Origin of the sequence: Streptomyces sp. URMC 124, from assembly GCF_051386455.1 — a bacterium.
GTDB lineage: Bacteria > Actinomycetota > Actinomycetes > Streptomycetales > Streptomycetaceae > Streptomyces.
Window position 1 is genome coordinate 1 of record NZ_JBPQTS010000665.1, and the last position, 232, is coordinate 232.

A 232-nucleotide genomic window follows, 5' to 3' on the forward strand; every position below is an offset into this window, starting at 1 on the left:
GGATGCAGATATACAGCACATCGAGCGGCTCCTGTTCGATCATGACGCTGCCGTCCGTATAATAAGCGGCTCCGTATTGCTCCGCCTGTGCCTTGGCGAGTGCTTCGTTGGAATCGCAAATGGCGGCGAGCTGCACATGCTCATGCTCGTGGAGATTTTTGATGTGTACGGCGCCCATCCCCCCGGCCCCGATTACGCCTGCTTTAATCATTGGCATTGATCACTCCTAGTG

Annotated in this window: 1 protein-coding gene; it reads right to left on the reverse strand. The window is 55.6% G+C overall.

What is annotated here, in order from left to right; genetic code table 11:
- A partial coding sequence (locus ACSNOG_RS34090) for a Gfo/Idh/MocA family protein (RefSeq protein ID WP_436756534.1) occupies positions 1-217 on the reverse strand: 217 nt, incomplete at its 3' end.
- Positions 218-232 lie beyond the last annotated feature (15 nt).